General features: G+C 56.3%; 18 protein-coding genes. 10 read left to right on the forward strand and 8 right to left on the reverse strand.

Features of this window, described 5'->3' with window-relative positions; translation table 11 throughout:
• Positions 1-5: 5 nt before the first annotated feature.
• The 3 genes from Q1A43_RS11050 to Q1A43_RS11060 are packed head-to-tail and all read left to right on the forward strand — an operon-like array spanning position 6 to position 2,511.
• A complete protein-coding gene (locus tag Q1A43_RS11050) occupies positions 6-917 on the forward strand; it encodes an ABC transporter permease (protein ID WP_299923496.1) in 912 nt (303 codons plus the stop codon).
• Complete coding sequence (locus Q1A43_RS11055; protein ID WP_299935478.1) at positions 917-1,774, forward strand: ABC transporter ATP-binding protein; 858 nt, start codon at positions 917-919, stop codon at positions 1,772-1,774. Before Q1A43_RS11050 ends, Q1A43_RS11055 begins: the two co-directional genes overlap by 1 nt.
• Positions 1,771-2,511 carry an ABC transporter ATP-binding protein gene (locus Q1A43_RS11060; protein WP_299935066.1) on the forward strand — a complete coding sequence of 247 codons (741 nt, stop codon included), beginning with the start codon at positions 1,771-1,773 and terminating at the stop codon, positions 2,509-2,511. Before Q1A43_RS11055 ends, Q1A43_RS11060 begins: the two co-directional genes overlap by 4 nt.
• A 41-nt stretch (positions 2,512-2,552) precedes the next feature.
• Here the strand turns inward: Q1A43_RS11060 and Q1A43_RS11065 are convergent, their stop codons facing one another.
• The 5 genes from Q1A43_RS11065 to Q1A43_RS11085 form a co-directional block, all read right to left on the reverse strand.
• Complete coding sequence (locus tag Q1A43_RS11065) at positions 2,553-4,055, reverse strand: aldehyde dehydrogenase (NADP(+)) (RefSeq protein ID WP_299935069.1); 1,503 nt, start codon at positions 4,053-4,055, stop codon at positions 2,553-2,555.
• A 15-nt stretch (positions 4,056-4,070) separates the two neighbouring features.
• Positions 4,071-5,207, reverse strand: a complete 1,137-nt coding sequence (locus Q1A43_RS11070) for a fumarylacetoacetate hydrolase family protein (RefSeq protein ID WP_299935071.1) — start codon at positions 5,205-5,207, stop codon at positions 4,071-4,073.
• A gap of 167 nt (positions 5,208-5,374) precedes the next feature.
• Positions 5,375-6,163 carry an ATP-binding cassette domain-containing protein gene (locus tag Q1A43_RS11075; protein ID WP_299935073.1) on the reverse strand — a complete coding sequence of 263 codons (789 nt, stop codon included), beginning with the start codon at positions 6,161-6,163 and terminating at the stop codon, positions 5,375-5,377.
• 1 nt (position 6,164) lies between these two features.
• The gene (locus Q1A43_RS11080) at positions 6,165-7,289 is read right to left on the reverse strand and encodes an ABC transporter permease (RefSeq protein WP_299923509.1); all 1,125 of its coding nucleotides are present in this window, start codon (positions 7,287-7,289) and stop codon (positions 6,165-6,167) included.
• An 86-nt stretch (positions 7,290-7,375) separates the two neighbouring features.
• Positions 7,376-8,326 (reverse strand): sugar ABC transporter substrate-binding protein, encoded by a 951-nt coding sequence (locus tag Q1A43_RS11085; protein WP_299923512.1) that lies wholly within the window; start codon positions 8,324-8,326, stop codon positions 7,376-7,378.
• Positions 8,327-8,511: 185 nt separating this feature from the next.
• Here Q1A43_RS11085 and Q1A43_RS11090 point away from each other — a divergent pair, with 185 nt between their 5' ends.
• Positions 8,512-9,510 (forward strand): LacI family DNA-binding transcriptional regulator, encoded by a 999-nt coding sequence (locus tag Q1A43_RS11090; protein WP_299935076.1) that lies wholly within the window; start codon positions 8,512-8,514, stop codon positions 9,508-9,510.
• A gap of 3 nt (positions 9,511-9,513) precedes the next feature.
• On the opposite strand, the gene Q1A43_RS11095 is transcribed toward Q1A43_RS11090, so the two are convergent.
• The 3 genes from Q1A43_RS11095 to Q1A43_RS11105 are packed head-to-tail and all read right to left on the reverse strand — an operon-like array spanning position 9,514 to position 12,679.
• Positions 9,514-10,647, reverse strand: a complete 1,134-nt coding sequence (locus Q1A43_RS11095; RefSeq protein ID WP_299923518.1) for a Gfo/Idh/MocA family oxidoreductase — start codon at positions 10,645-10,647, stop codon at positions 9,514-9,516.
• A 19-nt stretch (positions 10,648-10,666) separates the two neighbouring features.
• Positions 10,667-11,557 carry a TIM barrel protein gene (locus tag Q1A43_RS11100; protein ID WP_299935079.1) on the reverse strand — a complete coding sequence of 297 codons (891 nt, stop codon included), beginning with the start codon at positions 11,555-11,557 and terminating at the stop codon, positions 10,667-10,669.
• A gap of 18 nt (positions 11,558-11,575) precedes the next feature.
• Entirely contained in the window at positions 11,576-12,679 is a 1,104-nt protein-coding gene (locus Q1A43_RS11105; protein WP_299935480.1) for a Gfo/Idh/MocA family oxidoreductase, read from the reverse strand.
• Between the two features lie 131 nt (positions 12,680-12,810).
• On the opposite strand from Q1A43_RS11105, the gene iolD reads away from it, so the two are divergent.
• Genes iolD through iolG form a run of 6 tightly spaced genes read left to right on the forward strand, consistent with a single transcriptional unit; the run spans position 12,811 to position 19,175 of the window.
• On the forward strand, positions 12,811-14,682 hold the full coding sequence (iolD, locus tag Q1A43_RS11110) for a 3D-(3,5/4)-trihydroxycyclohexane-1,2-dione acylhydrolase (decyclizing) (protein WP_299935081.1): 1,872 nt from the start codon (positions 12,811-12,813) through the stop codon (positions 14,680-14,682).
• Positions 14,682-15,521 (forward strand): phytanoyl-CoA dioxygenase family protein, encoded by an 840-nt coding sequence (locus Q1A43_RS11115; RefSeq protein ID WP_299935084.1) that lies wholly within the window; start codon positions 14,682-14,684, stop codon positions 15,519-15,521. The genes iolD and Q1A43_RS11115 overlap by 1 nt, the downstream gene beginning before the upstream one ends.
• Positions 15,518-16,495 carry a 5-dehydro-2-deoxygluconokinase gene (iolC, locus tag Q1A43_RS11120; protein ID WP_299935087.1) on the forward strand — a complete coding sequence of 326 codons (978 nt, stop codon included), beginning with the start codon at positions 15,518-15,520 and terminating at the stop codon, positions 16,493-16,495. Before Q1A43_RS11115 ends, iolC begins: the two co-directional genes overlap by 4 nt.
• Positions 16,496-16,505: 10 nt before the next feature.
• On the forward strand, positions 16,506-17,348 hold the full coding sequence (locus Q1A43_RS11125) for a 5-deoxy-glucuronate isomerase (RefSeq protein WP_299935090.1): 843 nt from the start codon (positions 16,506-16,508) through the stop codon (positions 17,346-17,348).
• On the forward strand, positions 17,345-18,175 hold the full coding sequence (locus tag Q1A43_RS11130) for a class II fructose-bisphosphate aldolase (protein ID WP_299935093.1): 831 nt from the start codon (positions 17,345-17,347) through the stop codon (positions 18,173-18,175). The genes Q1A43_RS11125 and Q1A43_RS11130 overlap by 4 nt, the downstream gene beginning before the upstream one ends.
• Before the next feature lies 1 nt (position 18,176).
• On the forward strand, positions 18,177-19,175 hold the full coding sequence (iolG, locus tag Q1A43_RS11135; RefSeq protein ID WP_299935096.1) for an inositol 2-dehydrogenase: 999 nt from the start codon (positions 18,177-18,179) through the stop codon (positions 19,173-19,175).
• Positions 19,176-19,306 lie beyond the last annotated feature (131 nt).

Genomic DNA, 19,306 nt, shown 5'->3' on the forward strand with positions numbered 1-19,306 from the left:
CTTCAATGTCTGAAACACAGTCTTTGCGCGCGTGGTTGCTCACCGATACGCCGACGTCGCGCCGACATGCCCGGCTCTCTGCGATTTATCAGGGGTGGTTGTCTTTGCGCTCCAACACCATGGCGATGGTCGGGCTTGGCATTCTGGTGATGCTGGTCTTCATCGCCGCCGCCGCGCCCATCATCGCCCCTCATGACCCCTTTGTTCAGGACCTAGGCAATCGCCTTGCCCCCTTGGGCACCGAGGGCCACATTTTTGGCACCGATAGCCTTGGCCGCGATATTCTTTCGCGGCTGATCTATGGTGCGCGGATCACGCTTTATATCGTTGCCCTGGTGGCGCTTATCGCGCCGGTTGTTGGCCTTTTGGTCGGCACCGTGTCGGGCTATGTCGGCGGTTGGCCGGACCTTATCCTGATGCGCATCACCGATATCTTTCTGGCGTTTCCGCGCCTAGTTCTGGCGCTTGCCTTTGTTGCGGCGCTTGGGGCGGGGATTGAAAACGCAGTGCTGGCGATCTCACTCACCGCTTGGCCGCCCTACGCGCGCATGGCCCGTGCCGAAACGCTGACCATTCGAACCTCGGACTATATCAGCGCCATCAAACTTCAGGGCGCAGGACCGTTCCGCATTATTACCAAACACATCTGGCCGCTGTGTATCTCGTCGCTGATTGTGCGTGTGACGCTTGATATGGCGGGCATTATCCTTGCTGCTGCCGGCCTTGGCTTCCTTGGCCTTGGCGCTCAACCGCCTAGCCCGGAATGGGGGGCGATGATCTCCGAAGGGCGGCGGTTTATCCTTGATCATTGGTGGGTAGCCACCATGCCGGGTTTGGCAATCTTTACCGTGTCTTTGGCCTTTAACCTGCTTGGTGACGGGCTGCGCGATGTGCTTGATCCGAAGGCGGGTGAATGATGGACAACCTTCTTGATATCGAAAACCTATGGGTGCGCTTCCCGTCCCGTCAGGGCGTGTTTGACGCAGTCCGTGGTGTGTCCTTTAGCCTTGGCCGCGAACGCCTTGGCATTGTTGGCGAAAGCGGCTCGGGAAAATCGATGACTGGGCGCGCCATTCTTCGGCTGATCCGCTCCCCCGGCATTGTTGAGGCCGACTACGTCAATCTGCATGGCGAAGACCTTTTGGCGAAATCCGAAAAGGACATGCGCGCGGTGCGTGGCCAGAAAATCTCGATGGTGATGCAGGACCCCAAGTTTTCGCTAAATCCGGTGACAACCATCGGTGACCAAATCATCGAAGCCTATCGCCTTCATAACAACGCCTCCAAATCCGAGGCCTATGCCAAGTCAATCGAAATGCTCAACGCCGTTTCGATCCGTGATCCGGAACGGGTGATGCGGGCCTATCCGCATGAAATGTCCGGGGGTATGGGCCAGCGGATCATGATCGCCATGATGCTGATCCCCAACCCTGAAATCCTGATTGCGGATGAACCGACCTCGGCGCTTGATGTGTCGGTCCAACGGCAGGTCCTTGATATCATGGACAAACTGGTTCGCGAACGCGGTATGGGCCTGATCTTCATTAGCCATGACCTTAACCTTGTCGCCGACTTCTGTGACCGGGTTTTGATCATGTATGCGGGCCGCATTGTAGAGGTTTGCGAGGCCGATAAGTTGCACGAGGCGAAACACCCCTATACCCGTGGCTTGCTCAACTCCCTGCCCCGCCTCGACGCACCGCGCGACCGGCTTGAGGTTTTGAAACGTGATCCGGACTGGGCAACCGCCCCAAGCGTGAGTGGCCGCACATGACCATGCTCGACATCAAAAACCTCAACGTCTGGTTTGGAACCGCGCGTGATCGCGTCGATGCGGTCAAGGATGCCGGTTTCTCGGTCGCCAAGGGCGAAAGCTTTGGCTTGGTCGGCGAAAGCGGGTCGGGCAAATCCACCATCCTACGCGCCATCACTGGGCTTGCCCCAACGTGGTCCGGCGATATCACCGTCAATGGTGACCGCATTGATCAAAAGCGCCCGAAAAGCTTTTTCAAAACGGTCCAGATGGTCTTCCAAGACCCCTATGCCTCGCTCCATCCACGCCATTCCGTGGATCAGGTCCTTGGCGAAACCCTGCATTTGCACGGGTTTAAAGACATCGACAAGCGCGTTGTCACTTTGTTGGACGATGTTGGGTTGGGTCAGAAATTCCGCTTTCGATATCCGCATCAATTGTCCGGTGGGCAGCGCCAACGCGTTGCGATCGCCCGCGCCCTCGCCCCGGAACCAACGCTCTTGTTGTTGGATGAACCGACCTCGGCGCTTGATGTGTCGGTACAGGCGGAAATTCTCAACCTGCTCACCGATCTGCGGGCCGAACACGGGCTGACCTATCTCATGGTTTCCCATGATTTGTCGGTTGTCGGGCATATGTGTGATCGGTTGGCGGTGATGCGCGGCGGTGAGATTGTCGAGGTCATGACAACCGACACCCTGCGCGCCAATCAAGCGCAACACCCCTATTCCCAAAGCCTGCTTGAGGCATCAATCTAGGAAACAAGGCCCGTCCCAGAACCGGACGGGCCTCTCTCAATTTAGCGATCTAGTGACACCAACCCCTCGGGAAGGTTTTGATAGCTTACCGGGCGTAGGAACCGTCGGATTGCCAGTGTGCCAACCGACGTCGCGCCGAAATTGGTTGAGGCGGGGTATGGCCCGCCATGCACCATAGCCTCGCTCACCTCGACCCCGGTTGGGAAGCCGTTGACCAGCACCCGACCGGCCTTGCGCTCCAAAACCGGTAACAAGGTCTTGGCCGCTGGGGTATCATCGTCGTCCATCTGCAAGGTGCAGGTCAGCTGCCCTTCGAGCGATTTTGCGACGGCCAAAACCTCGGCATCATCTTGGGCAACAACCACAAGGCCAAGCGGCCCAAAGACCTCTTGCGACAAGACATCGTTTGCAAGAAACGCCTGCGCGGTTGTTTTGAACAAATTCGGACCGGCCGCCCGTGGTTTGGCCGGCGATGTCAACACCGCCTCCACCTCCCCTGCCTCAGCGAATTTGGCCTGACCAGCGTCATAGGCCAGCGCTATTCCTGCGGTCAGCATGGGTTGCTCGCCAGTTTGCTCAAGCGCTTTGGCGGCTGTTGCAACAAACCGATCGGCGGCAGTTCCGGCTTTGACCACGGCAATTCCCGGATTGGTACAAAACTGCCCCGCGCCCATGGTTAATGACACGGCCCAACCATTGGCAATTTCATCCCCACGCGAGGCCATGGCCTGATCCAGCAAAAACATCGGATTGACCGACCCCAGTTCTCCGAAAAATGGGATGGGTTCGGAGCGTTGGGCGCATAGATCAAACAGCGCGCGACCGCCGCGCAAACTGCCGGTAAAGCCGACGGCTTTTATCAACGGATGCTGAACCAACGCTTGCCCTACGGGCAACCCACCGTCTTGAACAAGGCTAAAGACACCGGCGTGTAACCCACATTTTTGTACTGCATTATCAATCGCTTGGGCGACAATCTCGGCTGTGCCGGGATGGGCCGGATGTCCTTTGACAACCACCGGACAACCCGCCGCCAAAGCCGCCGCTGTATCGCCACCCGCAGTTGAAAAGGCCAAAGGAAAGTTCGAGGCCCCGAACACCGCAACCGGACCAATCGGGCGCTGGACCATTTGAATATCCGGGCGCGGCAGCGGCGCGCGATCTGGCAGGGCCACATCATGACGACGGTCTAGGTATTCTCCCGCTTCGATGTGATCCGCAAAGAGCCGCAGCTGGCCGGTTGTGCGTCCGCGCTCACCGTTCAAGCGCGCCTCTGGCAGGCCGGTTTCCTTGGTGCCAATCTCGGTGAGCTGGGCACCGAGCGCCTCGATTTCATCGGCAATGCTGCGCAGGAAAGTGGCGCGTTCACTGCGGCTGGAATAGCCATAACTCCAAAACGCGTCCTCGGCCGCCTGACACGCACGATCCACCAAACCGACCGTCCCGGCGCTAAACGTATCTGCGGTTCCGGTCACAGGGTCGTTGGCAAATGTGCCTTCGCCGCTGATCCATTCGCCAGCAATCAGATGTGTGCCCTTGAGCATGGTTATTTCCCCAAATTACAGCAGCCCACGGGCCGCGAGATTTCGCATTAAGTGGCTGACACCAAACTGCCATTCCGGGCAAGTGGTTGACAGGTCAACTGTGTTTTTCAAACATCCCAGATCGGGTGATGAAATTTCCACCTTGTCACCAACCTTATGCGTAAAGCCGCCCCCCGGCGTGTCGCGGTCTTGTGTCGGTGCAAAAAGCGTTCCCAGATAAAGCATGAAACCATCTGGATATTGATGGTGCCGCCCAATAGTTTGGCGAACTAAATCTTCGGGATCCCGGCTGATTTCAGCCATCGAAGACTCTCCGTTCAAAACAAACCCATCCGCCCCGGTCACTTTCAAAGACAACTCAGCCCGGCGCACGTCATCCAATGTGAAATCATCATCGAAAAGACGGATCATCGGTCCTATCGCCGCCGAAGCGTTGTTGTCTTTGGCTTTTGACAGCAACAAGGCCGACCGCCCTTCGACATCGCGCAAGTTCACATCATTGCCAAGCGTCGCCCCAACGATACGGCCGGTGCTTGAAACGGCTAAAACCACCTCAGGTTCTGGGTTGTTCCATGACGACATTGGGTGCAACCCAACCTGCGCCATCGGCCCCATGGCCGAAAGGGTTTGCGCCTTGGAAAACACTTCGGCGTCCGGGCCGATACCAACCTCAAGGTATTGGCTCCAAAGCCCTTCTTCGATCAAGGCGGCTTTGACCCGCTCCGCTTCTTTCGATCCTGGTTCGATGTTAGATAGGCTGGCTCCGATCCGATCGCCAATCCGGGCGCGAATGTCCTGAGCCTTGTCTGGATCGCCAGCGGCCTGTTCCTCGATCACCCGTTCGACCATCGACCCTGCAAAGGTCACACCGCAAGCTTTGATGGCTTGCAAATCGCACGGAGCTAAAAAGTGCAAGTTGGACGCGGAAACCTCGTTTCCAGCAATCGTTTCAACCGATCCGATATCAATTCCGGGGGCTGACGAGACATAACCCACCGGGTCGGCCATCTCACAAACATCCCGAACCAAAGGGGCGGTTTTGCTTGTGATGTCCCAGACATTTCCACCTCGTACCGTAACAACACAAGGCCCATTTGCATCAGGATTCCAAACCCGCCCAACAAGGCAGCCCGATGCCGGCAACAGTAACATATACTTCCCCCCAAAAGCACGGCATTCGATGCCTAGCATGATCGCCGTGCTTGCTTTCTCTCTCAACTGAGAGATTAGTTAAAGCAATATGGGGAAATGGTATACCAAAACCTGTACCAGTGACCGCGCCGCCGCCCATTGGGGCAGACGGCACAGCCTTGTTTTGATTAGACGGTACCGCCTAGTGAGCCTTCGAGTGCGACAAGTTCTTGCCCGCCGGCCATTAGATCCTGCAACTCTTCCGGGGTGATTTGTCCGCGTTGTGCGGTTCCAAGCGTTTTACCCCGGTTCAGAACCGTGAACCGATCCCCAACCGCCATGGCATGGCGCACGTTATGGGTGATAAAGACCACGGCGATGCCTTGCTTGCGCACCTTGTCAATAGTGGCAAGAACATTGGCCGTTTGGCGCACACCAAGCGCCGAGGTCGGTTCATCCAAGATCAAAACCTTGGCTCCGAAATGCACAGCTCGGGCAATTGCAACCGTCTGCCGCTCACCACCTGACAAGGTGCCAACCGCTTGGTCCGGCCCCCGAAGGTTGATGCCCATTTTGCGCATCTCTTCCATGGTGACCTTGTTGGCGTGGTCATGATCAAACAACGTGAGCGGCCCAACTTTTTTTTCCGGCTCGTTGCCCATGAAAAAGTTGCGGCTAACCGACATCAACGGGATCATCGCCAAATGCTGGTGTACCGTCGCGATCCCCGCGGAAATGGCATCCCGCGGATCGTTGAAGTGCATGGGGCGACCTTCGAACTCGATCTGACCCGCCGTGGGTTTGTGGACCCCTGACATGGTTTTGATAAAGGTCGACTTGCCCGCGCCATTGTCGCCAAGCAAACAGTGACATTCCCCAGGGAATACATCGACCGACACACCAGCCAGCGCAATCACGCTGCCAAAATGCTTTTCGATGTTTTTCATCTGGATGATGGGGGCTTTTTCCGGGTTCATATCAACGCTCCCCTGTGATGATGCGACGGATGTAGGTGTTCAAGATCACCGCGCCGAGAAGAATGACACCAAGGAAGACGCGGAAGAGCGAACTTTCGACACCCGCAAAGAACAGACCTTGTTGAACGACACCAAAGATCAACGCGCCAAGCGCTGCCCCAAGCACCGAGCCATAGCCACCGGTCAAAAGCGCACCGCCAATGACCACCGCGATGATTGCTTCAAATTCTTTGAGCAAACCGCGATCCGCCCCAGCCGAACCAAACTCCATCACCTGACACACGGCAAACACCGTGGCGCAAAAGGCGGTGAACATGAACATCAGGATTTTGACTTTGTTGACCGGCACACCAGAGTTGCGCGCCGCTTCGGCATCTCCACCAGAGGCAAAAATCCAGTTACCGAACTTGGTTTTGGTCAACAGGATATGGCCAAAGATCACGAGAACAATGGCCCAGACAATCAGCATCGGCAAACCGTCAACAACCGGCTGGCCCTTGCGTGTTCCACGTTCGAACACCGCAATCATACCCGCATCCCCAAGCCACTCAAACAAGCCGCCGAAAATCTTGCCGCCAAAGACCGGGGCAAGCCAATCGCCCTCTGACACATCTTTGATACCGCCAATGATGGTTTTGCGTTCGATGGTTTGAGGAAGGAAAATCGTGAAGCCGCGCAATATGAATAGAAACGCCAGTGTCACGATAAAGCTGGGCAATCCGGTTCGGACCACGATCCAACCATTCAATCCCCCAATTGCGGTGCACAACACAAAGGTGACGGTAATGGCGATCCAAACTGGCCAGCCCAAAGTCACGCTGAATATTGCGACCATCATGCCCGCGAAACCGATCATCGACCCAACCGACAGATCGAATTCACCGGCGATCATCAAGAGGCACGCGCCAACGGCGATGATCATGAACTGGGCTGAAACGATCGACCAGTTCATCATGCCTTGGGCGTTGAACATTCCGCTGTCATGCGCAAACAGTAAGAAGAAGGTAAAGACCGCAACAGTGCCGACCATACCGCCCAGTTCCGGGCGGATCAGCGCCTTGCGAAACGGAGAGATCTCCTTGATCCGTTCGTCAGTTACAGGTGTAGGTTGAGCCGTCTCGCCCATGAGCGCGCCCCTTTTTTAAATTCAGGATGTGACGTGAATGCAGATATAAATCGGGCGTCCATTATGGGACGCCCGAAGAGGAGGAATTAGCGGTATTCGCCCGCGAACTCTTCGATTTTTTCAAGGCCATCGGCGGTTACGAAACCAGGGCCAGAGTTGATGTTGTTGCCAGGCAGAACGCCGTAACGATGGTAGTTGGCCATCACGATGACAGGCATATAGGCCTGCAACATAGGCTGCTGGTCGATGCCCCACTGGATCACACCGGATTTGATGCCTTTGACGATCTCGCCACCCAAATCGAAGGTCCCGAAGTAGATGTCACCGGCCATGCCGTTTTCTTCGAGCGCCAACAAAGTTGGATCAGCCGAGGTTGGGCCAAGCGTCAGAACAGCGTCGGTATCCGGGTTGGCGGAGAGATACGCCAATACGCGGTTTTTGACTTCTGCAGGGTCTTGACCCGCGTCAATCATCTGGCTGCCGAGTTCGATACCCAAACCGTCGGCAAAGCCTTGGCAACGCTCTTGGCTAGAAGGTTGAACGATATAGTGGTTCACACACAAGAAGCTACCGATGCCGTCGCCCTTGGCGCGAAGACCGGCCGCGTAACCCGCATCATATTCAGGCTGACCAACATACATCAAAGCGCCCACTTCGCGCGCCTGTTCAGGGGAGCCTGTGTTCATGATGATCACATCAACACCGCTATCAACAGCGGCCATGATTGGACCCTTGAGAATGTCGTAATCGGCCAATGTGGTGATGATGCCGTTGGGGCCAGAGGCCGCCGCCTGATCGATGATCCGCGCCATGTCGGCCAAGTCACCGGTTGGTGGGTTGCGGTATTCAACCTCAACATTCACATGCTCACCGGCCAATGCGATGCCGTTTTTGATGGTGTTCCACCAGCTGTCACTGTCTGGTGCATGGCTGACCAGGATGTATTTTTCACCCTCGGCCGAGGCCGTTGTCGCCACCATCATTGGGGCTGCGACCAGCGCGGTTGCCAGCATCAGTTTCTTGAATAAAGACGTCATATTTTCCTCCCAGAAATCACCTTGTTCAGGTGCAAGAGCCGTTTCTCTCCGCCTCTCCGACTCAAGTTAAACCATAGGTCGATCCATTTTGCAACCGGTTGCAAAATCAAGTCGCCGCTTTTTGGGTGCGATCCCCTTAAAAGCAGGGTAAACAGGCTAAAATAAGCGAAAGAAAGACGCTCTTTATGGCCGTGACATTGAAAGAGGTTGCAGAAAAAGCCGGGGTTTCCCGGTCTGCGGTGTCGCGCACCTTTACAGATGGAGCTTCGGTTTCCGAAAAAATGCGTCGCAAGGTGGAAAAGGCCGCTCAAGAATTGGGGTATAGCCCGAATGCTTTGGCATCCTCTTTAACGACAGGGCGAACAAAACTGATTGGGCTGGTGTCCAACAACTTTCACAACCCGATCTTCCTACAGGTTTTCGACCTGTTTACGCGCGGCTTGCAAGATCGCGGCCTGCGACCATTGCTTGTCAATTTAACCGATGAAACGGATCCGGCGACGTCGGTGCGTATGCTACGACAATACTCTGTTGATGGTGTTGTGGTTGCCTCGTCGACTTTGCCACCAGGATTTGCCAAGGCGTTTCGCGATGCTGGCGTACCAGTTGTTCATAGCTTTGGGCGCTATTCTGCGGCGCCACAGGTGCATGTCGTCGGGATCGACAACGTCGAGTGTGGGCGCATGGCGGCACGAACCCTGGTCGAACGCGGATACAAAAAAGTCGCGTTTCTCGGGGGACCGGAAAGCGCAACATCAACCCAAGACCGCTACACTGGCTTCATGTCGGAAATGGCAGCACACCCGGACGTCAAAACCACATACTCCTTTGCCAAAGCATATAGTTTTGAAGCCGGACGCCAAGAGATGTTGCGGCTTTTGAAGTCAGCCCCAGCAGACGCCTATTTCTGTGGCGACGATGTTCTTTCAATCGGCGTTCTGTCGGCATTGCAGGATAGCGGCCTGCAAGTCCCTGAGGATGTTGGTGTTATTGGATTGAACGATATGGAAATGGCCCGCTGGGAAAGCATCGACCTTACCACAATTCATCAGCCGATCCGCCAAATCATCACCTCCACCATTGAACTTATGGTTGCGATGCTGGACGAACCGGATCGCTATCCAGAGGCGCGGATTTTCCCATGTTCGGTGGTGGAACGGGGCACATTGCGCCCCGCCCCATAAGGCCTAGCGAAAGATCGACGGACGCGCGTCCATCCATTTGCCATCCGCCTTGGCCGAAGCAACAGCCGTGTGTACGGCCGCCATTGACCGCACGCCATCGGCGGCATTTGGCAATCCGTCACGGGTTTCGCCTGAAATCGCATCGGCTAAATCGCAATAGATATTGGCCACAGCAAGTGGAAACCCTTCGGGATGGGCGATGGACACGCGGCTTAGGCGCTGCGCATCTTCGTGAAGCCCACCTTCGCCCTTTTCGATGATCTGCGTGCGGCCACCAACCGGCGTATAGATTAACTGGTTCGGCTGTTCCGATGCCCAACGAAGCCCGCCCGTTTCACCGAACACCTGAATATCAAACCCATGTTGGCGCCCGATCGCCACGGAAGACGTCCAAAGCCGACCAACCGTGCCTTTGGCCATGCGGAAATTGACCATCGCGTCATCTTCCAACTCTCGGCTCGAAATCGTCGAGGCGAAATCCGCAGAGAGGGTTTCCACCTCATCATCGGCAATGAATCCAGCCATATGAAGCGCATGAATCCCGCAATCGGCGAACTGTCCGGACACCCCGGCCATGGCCGGATCATAGCGCCAACGCACCCGCGGATTGTCGGCATCGGTCGCGTCGCCGTGGTGGCCGTGGCTAAAGTTGGTCACGACCAACCGCACCTTGCCAAGCTCACCATTACGCACCATTGCGCGGGCCTGCCGCACCATCGGGTAGGCGCTGTAGCAGTAGTTAACAGCACAGATTTTCCCCGACTTTTCCGCGACTTTGACGATCTCTTCGCCTTCTTCCACCGTCATGGTCATCGGCTTTTCACAGAGCACATTGAACCCGGCCTCAAGAAAGGACTTGGTGATTTCGAAATGCGTGGAATTTGGCGTCGCCACCGTGACAAGATCAATCCGGTCATCGCGACCCTTTTCCCCCGCCAGCATCTCTTGCCAATTGCCATAGGCCCGGTCCGCAGCCACCCCAAGGCGTTGCGCGTATTCGCGCCCGACATCAGGGCGATGATCAAGCGCCCCCGCCGTCATTTCAAAACGACCATCGGCCAAAGCACCGAGACGATGGGCCGGGCCGATCTGGCTGCCTTCGCCGCCACCGATCATACCCCATTTCAATTTGGTCATGGTGATGTCTCCCTAAACCTTAAAAGCCGATGCTTTGCAGATATTCACGGTTAAAACGGCTGTCTTCCATCGGTGTCACGTCCAGATTGGGGTCGCAATCCTGTTCAACCGTACACCAGCCTTCAAAACCAGCATCCAACAACACCTGACGTACCGCAGGAAAATCAACATCCCCCTGCCCCAGTTTGCAAAAGATGCCCTGGCCGCAAGCGTCATAAAATCCGGTCCGATTGGAAATGACATCCGCCTTCACTTTGGGGTCGATGTCTTTGAAATGCATATAGGAAATGCGATTGATGTGTTTCTTCATAAACGCCACCGGGTCAAAGCCCGCATAGGAATGGTGGCCGGTGTCAAAACAGATCTTGAGGATGTTTTCAGCCACCTCGTCCAGCAACCGCTCTAGCTCGGGTTCGAAATCCATGAAGCCCGCCGCATGGGCATGAATGCCAACGGTGAGCCCATATTCTTCGGCCCCAATACGGGCAGATTCCGCGATGCGCCCTCGATAGGCGGCCCATTCGGCGGCATCCATTTGCTCCGCTTCACTTACGCGACCCGCAGTCGGGGCCCGGCGCGGCGAAATGGAATCGATCAACACCAAATGTTGAGCCCCATGCGCCTTGAGCGCCTTGGCGGTGCGATGTGTGGCGTCAAGCACGTCATCCCATGCGTCCGGGTCATGATAGGCCCGGAAAACCACGCCACCGATCAGCTCGAGATCATGTTCAGCCAAAGCATCACCCAGCTCAGCCGGATCCTCTGGCATAAAGCCAACCGGGCCCAATTCGATACCTTTGTATCCCGCCTCTGCGCATTCTTTCAGCACAGTTTTCCAGGCTGGATTGCGCGGGTCCTGAGCAAATTCCACACCCCAGGAACAGGGCGCATTACCTATTTTTATTGTCATCTTGGGCGTCTCCGTTGCTCAAAACGTTGCGATGTCTTGCCACGTGCCATGCGTATGAGACACACGTGCTGCGGCGATGATTTGATTAACCTCATGACCATCCCGGAAGGTTGGCCAGATGTTGGTTTTGGTCTCAATGGCACGCAGAAAATCGCGTGCCTCGATGATGATTTGATCTTGGTAGCCGGTGCCATGACCCGGCCCGAGGCAAAAGGGCTCATAATCTGGATGTGCCGGTCCGGTTAGGATTTTGGTAAACCCCTGCGTGGCCTCGGGGCCTTCGCGGCGATAAAGCCAAAGGGCGTTTTGGTCTTCTTGATCAAAGCGGATCGCGCCCTTGGTGCCCGTCACCTCATAGGCGTAGCCCATTTTGCGACCGGTTGCGACACGGCTAAAGAACATCTGCCCCATGGCACCGTTTTCAAACCGCACCATCATTTGCGCATGATCGTCATTGGTGACGGCACCACCGGGGCGCGTTTGGTGAACCGTTTCAATCTCGGCCATCACCCGTGTCATCGGCCCCATCAAGGCCAAGGCACCATTGATCATATGCGGTGCCAAATCGCCCATGGTCCCATTGGCATCGCCACTGGTTCTCCAGGTTGCCGGGGCGTTGGGATCGGCTAGAAAATCCTCGGTATGTTCGCCTCGGAACATGGTGATGTCCCCAATGGCTCCGTCCGAAATCAGCTGGCGGGCAAATTGGCTTGCCGGGGTGCGGATGTAGTTAAATCCGATCATGTTGATGCAATGATGCGCCTCTGCGGCCTGCATCATCGCGGCGCTGTCGTCGATCGAAGCGCCCAGAGGTTTTTCGCAAAACACTGGCTTGCCAAGCGCAAAAGCCGCTTCGGCGATGGCCCTATGGGTTTCCTGTGGCGAGGCGATCACAATTGCCTCGACCTTTGGATCAGAAACCAGAGTTTGCCAGTTACCGGTCCCGTGGGCAAAGCCATAGGCGGTGCGATATCGCTCGGCGCTCGCCTCATTTGACGCACAGATCATCTCAAGCCGGGGGCGCAATCCGGTGTTGAACACTGCGCCAACCGCAGACATGGCAACCGAATGGGCCTTACCCATATAGCCGCCACCTATGATTCCGATGCCGATTTCCGCCATCTTGACCTCGCCATTTTGAAATTCGCTTTGCAATTTGTTGCAACCGGTTGCAAAATCAGTATCGTGAGATTCGAAAACTCGCAAGCTGCATTCGGCATTGTGCCGAAATTTCCCAAAGGGGTCGCGCTGACATGACATCGACAACAGACACCATTCGCCTAACGACGGCGCAGGCGATTATTCGCTGGCTTTCCAATCAGTTCATCGAGATTGATGGCACGGAAATGCGCCTGTGTGGTGGCGGATTTGGTATATTTGGCCACGGCAATGTGACCTGCTTGGGCGAGGCGCTTTACAACGTCCAAGACGAGCTCCCGCTCTATCGTGGTCAAAACGAACAAAGCATGGGATTCGCCGCCGCGGGCTATGCCAAACAGTGGTTGCGCCAACGTTTTATGTTCTGCACCGCCAGCGCCGGACCGGGCACGTCCAACCTTGTGACAAGCGCCGCCTTGGCCCATGCCAACCGCCTTCCGATGTTGCTTTTGTGCGGGGATACCTATGCGACCCGTCTGCCCGATCCCGTCTTGCAACAGATGGAGAATTTCAATGACCCGACCTTTGGGGTCAATGACGCATTCAAACCCGTTGTGCGCTATTGGGATCGCATCACCCATCCGGCACAAGTCATCCAATCCCTGCCCGCCGCCATCGCAACCCTGCTTGATCCCGGCGATTGTGGCCCCGCCTTCATTGGCCTGCCTCAGGATGTGCAAGGCTGGACCTATGATTACCCGGCTGTGTTCTTTGAGAAAAAGCTACACCGCATTCGCCGCGTCACCCCAGATGCCGATGAAATCGCTGATGCTGCCGCGTTGCTCAAATCCGCCAAGCGCCCAATGATCATCGCCGGGGGCGGTGTTCAGTACTCGCGCGCCGTGGCCGAACTCACCGCATTCGCCGAAGCGCATCAGATACCGGTTGTCGAAACCATCGCCGGTCGGGCCAATTTGGTCAACGAGCACGCGTTAAACATCGGACCTATTGGTGTCACCGGCTCGAACTCTGCCAATTCTGTTGCCGAAAAAGCCGATGTGATTGTCGCCGTTGGCACCCGGTTACAGGATTTTACAACCGGGTCTTGGACGGCATTTGCCCAAGATGCACGGTTTATCTCAATCAATGCGGCGCGCCATGATGCGGGCAAGCACATGTCGCTACCGGTTGTGGGGGACGCCAAATTGGCGCTTAACGCCTTGGCCGAGGCTGTTTCTGGGTATCAAACCCCGCAAGACTGGACGCAACTCGCCCAAGACGAACGCAAGTCGTGGGACGCATATGTCGCGGAAAACGTCAAACCCGGCAATCGGCCCAATTCCTATGCTCAGGCCATCGGCGTGGTGAACGCCCTTTGTGACAAACGCGATCGCGTGGTTGCCGCGGCCGGTGGTTTGCCCGCCGAAGTCACCGCCAATTGGCGCACATTGGATATCGGCACCGTTGATGTTGAGTTCGGCTTTAGCTGTATGGGCTATGAAATCGCCGGAGCCTGGGGTGCCCGCATCGCCCAAGCCGAACAGGAACCAGACCGCGACACCATCACTTTTTGCGGTGACGGGTCCTATATGATGCTGAACTCCGATCTGTACTCTTCGGTTCTTAGCCAAAAGAAGCTCATTGTGATGCTGCTCGACAATGGCGGCTTTGCCGTCATCAACAAGCTGCAAAACAATTCCGGGAATGAAAGCTTCAACAACCTGATTGCCGATTGCCCGACCGTAACCAACCCGTTTGCCGTGGATTTCGTGGCGCACGCTGCATCGATGGGGGCCGTTTCGGAACGCGTTGAAAACCCCGCTGACCTTGCCGAGGCGTTCAAACGCGCCAAAGCCAGCGACAAAACCTATGTCATCGTGATGAATGTCGATGCCTATGAAGGCTGGACCACCGAAGGCCACACATGGTGGGAATGCGGCACCCCTCATATCACCGAAAGCGACCGTGTCCGCGAGGCCCATTTGGACTGGGAACAGGGTCGCGCCAATCAACGGAGGGGTGTCTAATGCGCCGCTTTACCGCCCAAACCGCCACCCCCGATGACGTTGTTCATGAGCTGTTGCATGGCGGTGGGGCCGTGGCGATTTCCGGCCTCTTTTCACCAGAAGAGATTGCCGACGCCCGCGCCATCATCATGGAGCATTCCGAGGCAGAAACACCCAAGGTCACACATTTTCAAGGCTCCGCCGAAGAAACCGGTCAGCTCAAACTGCAACGCCGGGTTTGGAATTTATTGGCCAAGGGGGAGGTGTTTTCGCGCATGGCGGCGCATCCGGTTTTGATGGATATCCTGCGGGCCTTTCTTGGCACTGAATTCATCATGGGGTCGATTGCGGCCAACCGCATTTTGCCCGGTGGCCCCGGCCAAGAACCCCATGTCGACTATCCCTATTGGGATTTTCACAAACCCGAAACACACCCGGTTGGCTTTAACGGATCCTTTCCGATGAATGCACAGGTCTCCGTTCTTCTTGACCCGTTCACCAAAGAAAGCGGGGCCACCGGATACCTTCCTGGAAGCCAAAAAGAGCTGCGTTATCCCACCGCCGAGGACAAGTTTTTTGATCGCTGTGAGCAAATGCTCGGCGAACCGGGCGATGTCGCGTTGTTTTATGGGGTGACTTGGCATTGCGCCATGCCCAACAAAGCCGATCATGACCGCAGTGCCGTGTTGATCCAATATCTGCCGAAATGGGTCAAACCCATGGAAGACATGCCAGCGGCGCTCCCCCAATCCTTTCTTGAACAAGCCAGCCCGGACATGCGCCAATTGCTCGGCCTGAATTACCCCTATCCAGAGGTTCTGGATGCCGCAAAAGCGGGCAATACCGAGGGCCGCACATGAACCTGATCGACGGCATTCGCCAAGGCAACTTCGCAGTCTTTGGACGCGCGGGAATGGACATGTTCGCCGACCCACCGGGCACCAAGGCCGAACACGCCGAAACGTTCAAAGCCGACTTGGGAGGTTCCTCGGCCAATATCTGCGCGGGCCTGTGCAAACTTGGCATGAAATCGGCGCTTGTCACCTCTGTTTCCAACGATACGGTGGGGCGGTTTTGCACCAACAAGCTCAACGGGTACGGCGTTGATACGCAATATATCCGGGTTCTGGATGGCGAATATCGCATTTCCCTCGCCGTTTATGAAAGCACGATGGATGACTTTCAGCTATGTATTTACCGCAACAACGCCGTGGATTTTCAGGTCACCAACGAAGACGTGGATCGGGTTGATTATAGCAGTTTCGGCGCGCTGATAACCGCCGGAACGGTTTTTGCCGCCGAGCCCTCGCGCAGCTCAACATTCAAGGCGTTTGAAAACGCGCGCACCGCCGGCATTCCGGTGATTTTTGACATCGACTATCGCCCCTATAGCTGGCCCTCGGCCGAGGTGGCGGCGGACGTCCTGTCGCGCGCTGGCGAAGAAAGCGATCTGATTGTCGGCAATGACGAAGAGTTCGGATTTATGGCCGGTGGGATCGACAAAGGGTTGGACAAGGCTCGCGAACTGGCCGCCAAAGGCAAGTTCATTATTTACAAAATGGGTCAAGAAGGGGCGATAACACTATGGAAGGGCGAAGAAATTCGCACCGGAATCTACCCGGCTGTTGCGGTAAAACCCAACGGGGCCGGTGACAGTTTCATGGCCGGTCTTTTGGCCGGTATCGCCGAAGGCCGCCCAATAAAAGAAGCGGTCCTACGCGGGTCTGCCTGCGCCTCGATTGTGGTCAGCAAGCCGGGCTGCGCCCCTTCCATGCCAACAACATCTCAGCTGGACGCGTTTCTTGCCACGCAGTCCGGTCCAACAGGATCTTAAAGGAAACGCTATGCACATTGCGCCGTTTGACAACCAAAACAAACCCATCGTCGATGCCGATGATGATCTGGTGCCGCTGAACTATTTCAACATCGTAAAGCTACGCAAAGGCGAGACCTTTGAATACGCCGTGCCGGGATATGAAACCTGTGTGGTTCCCGCCACCGGAACCGTCGATGTCGAGGTTGATGGGGCGTTCTATCCTGATCTCGGCCTGCGTACCGAAGATGTCTGGGATAGTGACCCAGAAGGGGTTTATGTGCCGGTGGGGGCCAAAGTGCGCATCACCTGCAAAACCGACGCCACTGAAACCTTTATTGCCGGGGCGAAATACGACAAGGTTCTAGAACCCTTTGACGTGCGCGCCGCCGATCTCGACACCGTGCAATACGGGTCGGACGACACCAAAACTCATCGCAAAATCAAACACATCCTTGGCACAAAATACCATGACAAGGTCGGCCGTCTCTTGGTGTCCGAATTGTTCACCGTCGGCGAAGGCGGCTGGTCTGGGTTTCCAAGCCATAAACACGACACCGACCGTCTTCCCGATGAAACCCGGCACGACGAAACCTACAACTTTCGGTTCAAGCCCAACTACGGCTCGGGTGTTCAGATGTTGCAACGCGAAGACAACAAACCCGGTGATGCCTATCACATCATGGATGGGTCCACGGTTATGATCGACAAAGGCTATCACCCCTGTGCGGTGCTTCCCGGGTATCAGATGTATTACTTTACCATTCTGGGTGGACTCACGCAGCGCAGTTTGAAGCAATATTTCCAACCCACACATGAGGCACAGCTGCATACGATTCCGGGCATCATGGACATGGTGGCCAAGTTCAAATGAGCCTTGTTACACTTGCAGATGTCCTGCAACCCGCTCTGAAAAATGGCTACGCAGTGGCCGGTTTGGTCACGCTTGGCTGGGAAGACATGCGGGCCTTTGTTGCCGCCGCCGAGGCCGAAAACTGCCCGGTGATCTTGCAAGCCGGGCCAAGTTGCCGGGCCCATACCCCATTGCCGGTTTTGGGAAAAATGTTCCGCCACTTGGCCGAAGCCGCCAGCGTTCCGGTTGTTGCCCATTTGGACCACGGATACACCTCTGACGAATGCCGCGAGGCCATCGACAGCGGCTTTACCTCGGTGATGTTTGACGGGTCACGCAAACCGCTTGCCGAGAATATTGCCGAAACCCGCGCCATTGTTGAGATGGCGCATTCTGCGGGTGTGTCTTGTGAGGGCGAGATTGGGTTTGTCGGCTATTCGGGTGGCGAAAACTCGGCCGGAACAGACCCCAAAGAGGCCGCGCAATTCGCGGTGGAAACCGGCGTCGATGCGATGGCCATTTCGGTTGGCAATGTCCATTTGCAACAACAAGATGGTGCCGGGCTTGATGAAGAACGCATTCACGCCATCCAAGCCATTACAACCGTTCCGTTGGTTATTCACGGCGGGTCCGGCGTTCCTATGGCCCAACGCACGGCTTTGGCGCGCGGCTCTCATATCTGCAAATTCAACATCGGAACCGAGCTGCGGATGGCCTTTGGTGAGGCCCTGCGCGATGCGGTCACGCGAGACCCAGATCGCTTTGACCGGGTCCAGATTTTAAGCGAAACACATGATCCGGTGGTGGCCGCGGCCCGCCGTGTGCTTAGCGCGTTCAAGGGGGCTTGAAATGGTACGGTTAGGAATTCTCGGCTGTGGCCGGATCGGCGTGGTTCACGCGCGCTCAATAGGACAAATAGACGGGGCAACGGTTTCCGCCGTGGCAGACGCCTTTGCCGACCCGGCCCAAGCCTTGGCCGCCCAATCGGATGCTCAGGTCATGTCGCCAGAGGCCTTGATTGCATCGGATAAGGTTGACGCCGTGGTGATCGGAACCCCAACCGATACGCATTACGATCTGATCCACGCCGCAGCAGCGGCAGGCAAAGCGATCCTATGCGAAAAACCGGTCGATATGTCGGCCGATCGCATTCGCGACTGTGCCAAAGTTGTCGCCAAAGCCGGCGTGCCGTTTATGACCGCCTTCAACCGCCGGTTTGATCCGAATTTTGCCAATGTGCAGGCCCGGATTGAGGCCGGTGAAATCGGGTCTGTTGAGCTGGTTAACATCCAATCTCGTGACCCCTCCCCACCTCCGTTGTCTTACGTCCAAAGCTCGGGCGGGCTTTTTCGCGATATGATGATCCACGATCTGGACATGGCGCGGTTTTTGCTTGGGGAGGATCCTGTTAGCCTCTTTGCGGTTGGGTCGTCTCTTGTCGATCCTGAGATCGGCAAACTCGGCGATGTCGACACCGCCGCGGTGACCCTAACCACCGCCAGCGGCAAAATCTGCCAGATTTCGAACTCGCGGCGGGCAATCTACGGCTATGACCAACGCATAGAAGTGCACGGTGCCAAAGGCATGTTACGGGCGGAAAACATGCTTGAAAACACCGTCGAGGTTGCAACCGAATCGGGATTTCGTAAAGCCCCGGCCCAGCATTTCTTCTTGGAACGCTATGAGGCCGCGTACCGCGCAGAGATGACGCATTTCGTCCAGTCTATTGAAAACGGCAAGGCCCCTTCGCCCGATCTGTCCGATGGGCTAAGCGCCCAGGTTTTGGCCGATGCAGCGACAAAGTCATGGCACCTTAAACGCCCCGTAGACCTCACAAATCTTCTCTAACCGCTGGTTATTGTCGTGAAGAAATCAACCCCGCGGGCGTTCAGCCCGCGGACCCGAAAAAATTGGCTCCCGCTTGCGTGTTTTCCGACACGATAAGGGGAGAAAGGCTTTACACTTGCGGTTGAAGTGAA

The organism is uncultured Pelagimonas sp. (assembly GCF_947498515.1).
Classification (GTDB): Bacteria; Pseudomonadota; Alphaproteobacteria; order Rhodobacterales; family Rhodobacteraceae; genus Pelagimonas.